This window comes from Curvibacter fontanus (assembly GCF_054780335.1).
The window spans coordinates 1-6,445 of the sequence record NZ_BAAGWN010000031.1 but is presented as its reverse complement, the minus strand read 5'-3'; the positions used below and the strand labels follow the sequence as shown (position 1 = coordinate 6,445).

At 66.3% G+C, this 6,445-nt stretch carries 7 protein-coding genes; 5 read left to right on the top strand and 2 right to left on the bottom strand.

What is annotated here, in order from left to right:
• Both ACYVH8_RS12865 and tkt read right to left on the bottom strand, forming a co-directional pair.
• The coding region (locus tag ACYVH8_RS12865; protein WP_460488903.1) for a glyceraldehyde 3-phosphate dehydrogenase NAD-binding domain-containing protein at positions 1-166 on the bottom strand (166 nt) is incomplete at its 3' end.
• Between the two features lie 116 nt (positions 167-282).
• A complete protein-coding gene (gene tkt, locus ACYVH8_RS12860; protein WP_460489213.1) occupies positions 283-2,295 on the bottom strand; it encodes a transketolase in 2,013 nt (670 codons plus the stop codon).
• A gap of 154 nt (positions 2,296-2,449) precedes the next feature.
• Here tkt and ACYVH8_RS12855 point away from each other — a divergent pair, with 154 nt between their 5' ends.
• The 5 genes from ACYVH8_RS12855 to ACYVH8_RS12835 all read left to right on the top strand — a co-directional run bounded on the left by ACYVH8_RS12855 (position 2,450) and on the right by ACYVH8_RS12835 (position 6,286).
• Positions 2,450-3,184, top strand: a complete 735-nt coding sequence (locus tag ACYVH8_RS12855) for a nucleotidyltransferase family protein (protein ID WP_460489212.1) — start codon at positions 2,450-2,452, stop codon at positions 3,182-3,184.
• Positions 3,181-4,566 (top strand): aminopeptidase P N-terminal domain-containing protein, encoded by a 1,386-nt coding sequence (locus tag ACYVH8_RS12850; protein WP_460489211.1) that lies wholly within the window; start codon positions 3,181-3,183, stop codon positions 4,564-4,566. The genes ACYVH8_RS12855 and ACYVH8_RS12850 overlap by 4 nt, the downstream gene beginning before the upstream one ends.
• 77 nt (positions 4,567-4,643) lie before the next feature.
• The gene (locus ACYVH8_RS12845; RefSeq protein ID WP_460489210.1) at positions 4,644-5,198 is read left to right on the top strand and encodes an RNA polymerase sigma factor; all 555 of its coding nucleotides are present in this window, start codon (positions 4,644-4,646) and stop codon (positions 5,196-5,198) included.
• 18 nt (positions 5,199-5,216) lie between these two features.
• Positions 5,217-5,786 carry a hypothetical protein gene (locus tag ACYVH8_RS12840; protein ID WP_460489209.1) on the top strand — a complete coding sequence of 190 codons (570 nt, stop codon included), beginning with the start codon at positions 5,217-5,219 and terminating at the stop codon, positions 5,784-5,786.
• 53 nt (positions 5,787-5,839) lie between these two features.
• The gene (locus ACYVH8_RS12835; protein WP_460489208.1) at positions 5,840-6,286 is read left to right on the top strand and encodes a DsrE family protein; all 447 of its coding nucleotides are present in this window, start codon (positions 5,840-5,842) and stop codon (positions 6,284-6,286) included.
• Positions 6,287-6,445 lie beyond the last annotated feature (159 nt).

The following is a 6,445-nucleotide window of genomic DNA, read 5'->3' as shown; positions in this document are numbered from 1 at the left end:
TGAAGCGGCCGTGCACGCTGTCGTACTTGAGCATGTAGGCCAGGTAGTCGGGCTCGAGCAGGTCGTTGATGCCCACGATCTCGATGTCCTTGAAGTTGGCGACGGCTGAACGCAGCACGTTGCGCCCGATGCGGCCGAAGCCGTTGATACCTACCTTGATCGTCATGAGTCTTCTCCTAGATAAAAAATCATTTCCATTCCCTCTGGGAGAGGGTCAGGGTGAGGGCTCTTCGCGCGCCGTACCCCCACCCCTGCCCTCCCCCAGAGGGGGAGGGAGCCCTTCTATTTCGCCAGTACGGCCTGCACCGTGTCCGCGACATTCTCCGGCGTGAAACCAAAGTGCTTGAACAGCACCGGGGCCGGGGCCGACTCGCCGTAGGTGTCGATGCCGACCACGGCGGCGCAGCCGTATTTCCACCAGCTGTCGCTCACGCCCATCTCCACGGCCACACGCGGCAGGCCGGCGGGCAGCACGGCCTGTTTGTAGGCGGGTTTCTGCTGGTCGAAGGTGGTGGTGCTGGGCATGGAAACCACGCGCACGGCAATCTTCTTGGCAGCCAGCAGTTCCTGCGCCTTGAGCGCGAGCTGCACTTCGGAGCCGGTGGCAATGATCACGGCACGGGCTTTTTGCTTCAGACCCAGGTCGGCCGGCTCGGACAGCACATAGGCGCCGCGGCTGATGTCTCCCAGGTCCTTCTTGGGGGCATAGGGCACGTTCTGACGGCTCAGCAACAGGGCCGTCGGCTTGGCCTTGTTCTGCAGGGCCACGGCCCAGGCCACGGCGGTCTCGGCCGTGTCGGCGGGACGCCAGACATCGAGATTGGGGATCAGGCGCAGGCTGGCCGCGTGCTCCACCGACTGGTGGGTGGGGCCGTCCTCGCCCAGGCCGATGGAGTCGTGCGTGAACACGTGCACCACGCGCTTTTTCATCAGCGCTGCCATGCGGATGGCGTTGCGCGAGTAGTCGCTGAAGGTCAGGAAGGTGCCGCCGTAGGGGATGTAGCCGCCGTGCAGGGCCACGCCGTTCATGATGGCGGCCATGCCGAACTCGCGCACGCCGTAGTTGATGTGGCGGCCGCCGTTGCCATGGCCCTCGGCATCGAAGCGCAGGCTGGGCGTGTGGCTGGTGTTGGTGAGGTTGGAGCCGGTCAGGTCGGCCGAGCCGCCCAGCAGCTCGGGCAGAGCGGCTGTGTAGGCTTCCAATGCGATCTGGCTGGCCTTGCGCGTGGCCACGGTCTCGGCCTTGCTGTGGGCCGCCACGGCGGCGTCCACAGCCACCTGGGCAAAAGCCTTGGGCAGGTCGCCCGCCATGCGGCGCTTGAACTCGGCGGCGAGTTCGGGATAGGCGGCGGTGTAGGCGGCGAACTGTTCGCTCCAGGCAGCTTCTCGCGCCTGGCCGGCGGCCTTGGCGTCCCAGTCGCCGTAGGCCTCGGCCGGGATCTCGAAGGGGCCGTGCGTCCAGCCCAGGGCCTCGCGCGTCAGGGCAATTTCCTCGGCCCCCAGGGGCTCGCCGTGGGCCTTGGCGGTATTGGCGCGGTTGGGGCTGCCCTTGCCGATGGCGGTCTTGCAGATGATCAGCGTGGGCTTGTCCGCCGACTCCTTGGCGCGGGCGATGGCTTCGGACACCACGGCCGCGTCATGGCCATTGACAGGGCCGATCACGTTCCAGCCGTAGGACACGAAACGCAGCGCAGCGTTGTCGCCATACCAGGGCGCGACCTGGCCGTCGATGGAGATGCCGTTGTCGTCGTAGAAGGCGATCAGCTTGTTGAGCTTCCAGGCACCGGCCAGGGAAGCGGCCTCGTGGCTGATGCCTTCCATCATGCAACCGTCGCCCAGGAAGACATAGGTGTGGTGGTCAACGATGTCGTGGCCGGCCCGGTTGAATTCCTTGGCCAGCAGCTTCTCGGCCAGGGCCAGGCCCACGGCGTTGGTCAGGCCCTGGCCCAGCGGACCGGTGGTGGTCTCCACGCCGGGGGTGTGCCCGGTCTCGGGATGGCCGGCGGTCTTGCTGCCGAGCTGGCGGAAGTTCTTCAGCTCCTTCATGGGCAGGTCGTAGCCCGTCAGATGCAGCAGCGCGTACAGCAGCATGGAGGCGTGGCCGTTGGAGAGCACGAAACGGTCGCGGTCGGCCCACTGCGGGTTGGCAGGGTTGTGCTGGAGGTGTTCGCCCCAGAGCGCGACGGCCATGTCGGCCATGCCCATGGGGGCGCCCGGGTGTCCGGAATTGGCTTGTTGTACTGCGTCCATCGCCAGCGCGCGGATTGCGTTGGCCATCTGTCGGGTATTTGCCATGTAAGGCCGCTCCGGTAGGGGGATGTCAAGGAAAGCATGGCATTTTACCGGGCCCGCCTCAGCGCCTGTTCACGCTCTCGCAGGGGCCGCGGGCTGACACCCGGGCTTGGTCTACAGTGCGGCTGTGCATCCCATTTCTCACCCCATCCAGACCATGCTCTTGGCCGCCGGCCGCGGCGAGCGCATGCGCCCGCTGACCGACACCACCCCCAAGCCCCTGCTGTCCGTGCAGGGCAAGCCCCTGCTGCAATGGCATGTGGACGCGCTGGCGACGGCGGGTTTCCGCGACTTCGTGATCAACACGGCCTGGCTGGGCGAGCAGATCCCCGCGCATTTCGGCCCCGAGCCGCGCAGCAGCGAAGGCCAGTCCTTGAACATCGCCTACTCCTGGGAGGGACTGGACTTCGGCGGTGCACTGGAAACCGCCGGCGGCATCGTGCGCGCCCTGCCGCTGCTGGGCGATATCTTCTGGACCGTGGCGGGCGACGTCTACGCGCCCGGCTTCCCTTTTTCCATGCAGGCCGTGCAGCGCTTCGCGCGCAGCGACAAGCTGGCCCACCTCTGGCTCGTGCCCAATCCGCCGCACAACCCCAAGGGCGATTTCGGCCTCGCCGCCGATGCACGCGCACCCGGCCGCCTGCTGGCGCTGAACAAGGCCGCCGTGCAGTACACCTACAGCACCATCGCCCTGTATCGCCGTGAGTTTTTCGCCCGTCCCTGGTGCGACATCCCGTCCGGCAACAGCCCCGGCATCAAAGCCCCTCTGGCCCCCATGCTGCGTGCGGCCATGGACAATCACCGCATCAGCGCCGAGCTGTACCAGGGGCCGTGGACCGACGTCGGCACCCCGGAGCGGCTGGCGCAACTCAACGAGAACGTGACACCATGAACTCTGCCCTCTACGCCCAGCGCCGCGCGCGCCTGGCCGCCCAGCTCGGCCCCGACGCCGTGGCCATCGTGCCCACCGCGGTCGAACACCTGCGCAACCGCGACAGCGACTATCTGTTCCGCTTCGACAGCTATTTCCACTACCTCAGCGGCTTCGGCGAGCCCCATGCCTGGCTGGTCATCACCAGCACAGGCCACACCACCCTGTTCTGCCAGCCCAAGGACCTGGAGCGTGAGATCTGGGATGGCATCCGCCTCGGTCCCGAAGCTGCTCCGTCCGCCTTGGGTGTGGACGCCGCTTTTCCGGCGACCGAACTGGACCAGCGCATCCCCAAGCTGCTGGAGAACAAGGCCACGGTCTGGTACCCCTTTGCCACGCACGCGGGCCTGGAGGGTCGCATCGACGGCTGGCTCAAGGCCGTGCGCGCCCGCGTGCGGTATGGCGCACTCTGCCCCGAATCCCAGCGCGACCTCTGCGCCCTGCTCGACGAGATGCGCCTGGTCAAGGACGCCTTCGAGCAGGGCGTGATGCGGCGCGCCTCGCAGATCAGCGCCGGCGCCCATGTGCGCGCCATGCAGCTCTCGGCGCGCATGCTGCGCGCGGGCCAGGATGTGCGCGAATACCACCTGGACGCCGAGCTGCTGCACGAGTTCCGCCGCCACGGCTCGCAATACCCGGCCTACGGCTCCATCGTCGCCGCCGGCGCCAATGCCTGCGTGCTGCACTACCGCGCCGACAACGCGCCCATCCGCGACGGCGAACTGGTGCTGATCGACGCCGGCTGCGAGCTCGACGGCTACGCCAGCGACATCACGCGCACCTTCCCGGCCAATGGCAAATTCAACGGCCCGCAACGTGCGCTTTACAACCTGGTGCTGGCCGCGCAGGACGCCGCCGTGGCGGCCACCCATGCGGGCGCGCGCTTCGTGGAGCCGCACGAGGCCACGGTGAAAGTGCTGTCCCAGGGCCTGCTGGACCTGGGCCTGCTGGACAAAAACAAGGTGGGTACGGTGGACGACGTGATCACCAGCCGCGCCTACTTCCGCTACTACATGCACCGCACCGGCCACTGGCTGGGCATGGATGTGCATGACTGCGGGAGTTATGTCGAACCCAGCGAGCGGGGCACGCTCAGCGAGCGCCAGGATCCGCTCTCCGGCGAAGTCATCAAGGACCGGCCCAGCCGCATCCTGCAGCCCGGCATGTGCCTGACCATCGAGCCTGGCCTCTATGTGCGTGCGGCCGAAGACGTGCCGCGCGAGTACTGGAACATCGGCATACGCATCGAGGACGATGCCTTCGTCACGGCCGACGGCTGCGAGCTGATCTCGCGCGGCGTGCCGGTGAACGCCGACGAGATCGAAGCCCTGATGCGCCCCTAGGCTGCCGCGCGGGTTAACCCCTAGCAAATTCCGGGATATGCCGGGAATAGACGGGCCAGTTTCGCGCTCTCTTGCATATGTTCCTGACATCTGAAGCCCGCTACAACCAGTGGGTTCATGATCACTACCGTTTCCTGATGCGCAGCGCCTGGGCGCTGACGGGATCGCGCGCCGTTGCAGAAGATGTGGTGCAGGACTGCTTCACCAATGCGTGGAAGCACCGGGACCAGCTGCGCGACCTTGCCCTGGTGCGGCCGTGGCTGTTCCAGATCATGCGTCGCAGCATCTTCCGCCACCTGCCGCCCTGCACGGTGTCCCTGGACGACAGCGATGAAGACCAGTGGGGTGAAGCAGCCGATGCCGGCATCGACAACCGGCTGGACGTGGTCAAGGCCCTCAGCCGTATTGCACCCATCCACCGCGAAGTCCTAGTGCTGCATTATTTCGACGACATGCCGACGGCGCTGATTGCCGAAGCACTGGAAATCGCGCCCGGCACGGTGCTCTCCCGGCTGGCGCGCGCACGCGATGCGCTCAAGAGCGCCCTGGTCATGCCGGCACAGCCCCCCCGAGAGAACGACCAGACCACGGCTCCTGTCAGCGGGCGGGTCACCCCGCTGCGCAAGATCTGAGACCGAGGGAACTGACCCATGCACCCGAAACTCGACGACGACTTTGACCTGCGGGCCCGCGCGGAACTCTCGCTGGCCTATGAAACGGGCGAACCGCCAGGCGCGCTGTTCCGTCATACGCCCTGGTACTCGCGTCGCTGGCTCCAGACCTGCTGCGCGCTGGCTTTCGCGGCCGGCACCCTGTTGGGCGGCGTGCTGGCCGTCCGTCCGAACGAGCTGGTGCGTGGCGCCATCGAGCACGAGTACTACGAGCGCACCCTGCGCGGCAGCTTCATGGAGTCGTCCACCCTGCTCGCGCAACTGGGCCTGGAGACGAGCAAGCCCGTCCCGGGCTATCCGCAACTCATGCGCCCTTGCGACATCGATGGCAGGCTGGCTTACCACCTGACCACCTTCTTCGAGAAGGGCGGCATCGTCACCGTCTTTGCCTTCGACCAGGCTGTCAGCCTGAAGGAGGGCCAGGGCTGGTGGGGCAACGTCCACTGGCAGGTGGTCATCGGGCGCGACGGTCGCCCGCTGATCATGGTTTCCGAAAAGAAGAAGGCGCTGGGCGTTGCGTACCGCGTCTTCTCCCAGCCGCCAGCCTGACGGCCCGGCTTCCCTTCCCCATCCCCGATTCATAAACGACAGGAGACAAAAGCATGCGAGATATTCCAGGTAAACGCCGTTTCGTTGCAGCTGCCGGCACACTGCTGGCCGGCGCCTTTTTTGCCAGCCGCGCGCAGTCCGCGGCCAAGGATGACAGGCCCAACAAGCTGGTGATCCAGGTCAGCGACAACGATCCGGGGAAATGGGGGCTGGCACTGAACAATGCGCAGAATGTGGTCAGCGATCTGGGTGCGAGCACCGTGGCGTTGGAAATCGTGGTCTACGGTCCCGGTATCGGCATGCTCAAGAGCGACTCACCGATGGCGGCGCGTATTGCGGCTGCGCTCAAGGGCGGCATGCCGATCGTCGCCTGTGAAAACACTCTCAAGGCGCAGAAGCTCACCCATGCCGACATGCTGCCCGATATCGGCTACGTGCCGGCCGGCGTCGTGGAGCTGATGCAAAAGCAACAGCAGGGCTACGCCTACATCCGCCCCTGATTTTTCTCCCGCCTTTCATTTCAACAAGTAGACATCACATGCAAACTCGTCGCGAGACACTGAAACAAAGCGCCGTGGTGGCGGGCCTGCTGGCCTCCGCCGGCATGATCCCGCAGCAGGCGGCAGCCTACGAGAAGGCTGCCTTCGACGCCAAGACCG

Coding starts and splice junctions, on each gene's coding strand:
- ACYVH8_RS12855 (WP_460489212.1), top strand. CDS start 2,450: ATGCTCTTGGCCGCCGGCCGCGGCGAGCGCATGCGCCCGCTGACCGAC.
- ACYVH8_RS12850 (WP_460489211.1), top strand. CDS start 3,181: ATGAACTCTGCCCTCTACGCCCAGCGCCGCGCGCGCCTGGCCGCCCAG.
- ACYVH8_RS12835 (WP_460489208.1), top strand. CDS start 5,840: ATGCGAGATATTCCAGGTAAACGCCGTTTCGTTGCAGCTGCCGGCACA.
- ACYVH8_RS12845 (WP_460489210.1), top strand. CDS start 4,644: ATGTTCCTGACATCTGAAGCCCGCTACAACCAGTGGGTTCATGATCAC.
- ACYVH8_RS12840 (WP_460489209.1), top strand. CDS start 5,217: ATGCACCCGAAACTCGACGACGACTTTGACCTGCGGGCCCGCGCGGAA.
- tkt (WP_460489213.1), bottom strand. CDS start 2,295: ATGGCAAATACCCGACAGATGGCCAACGCAATCCGCGCGCTGGCGATG.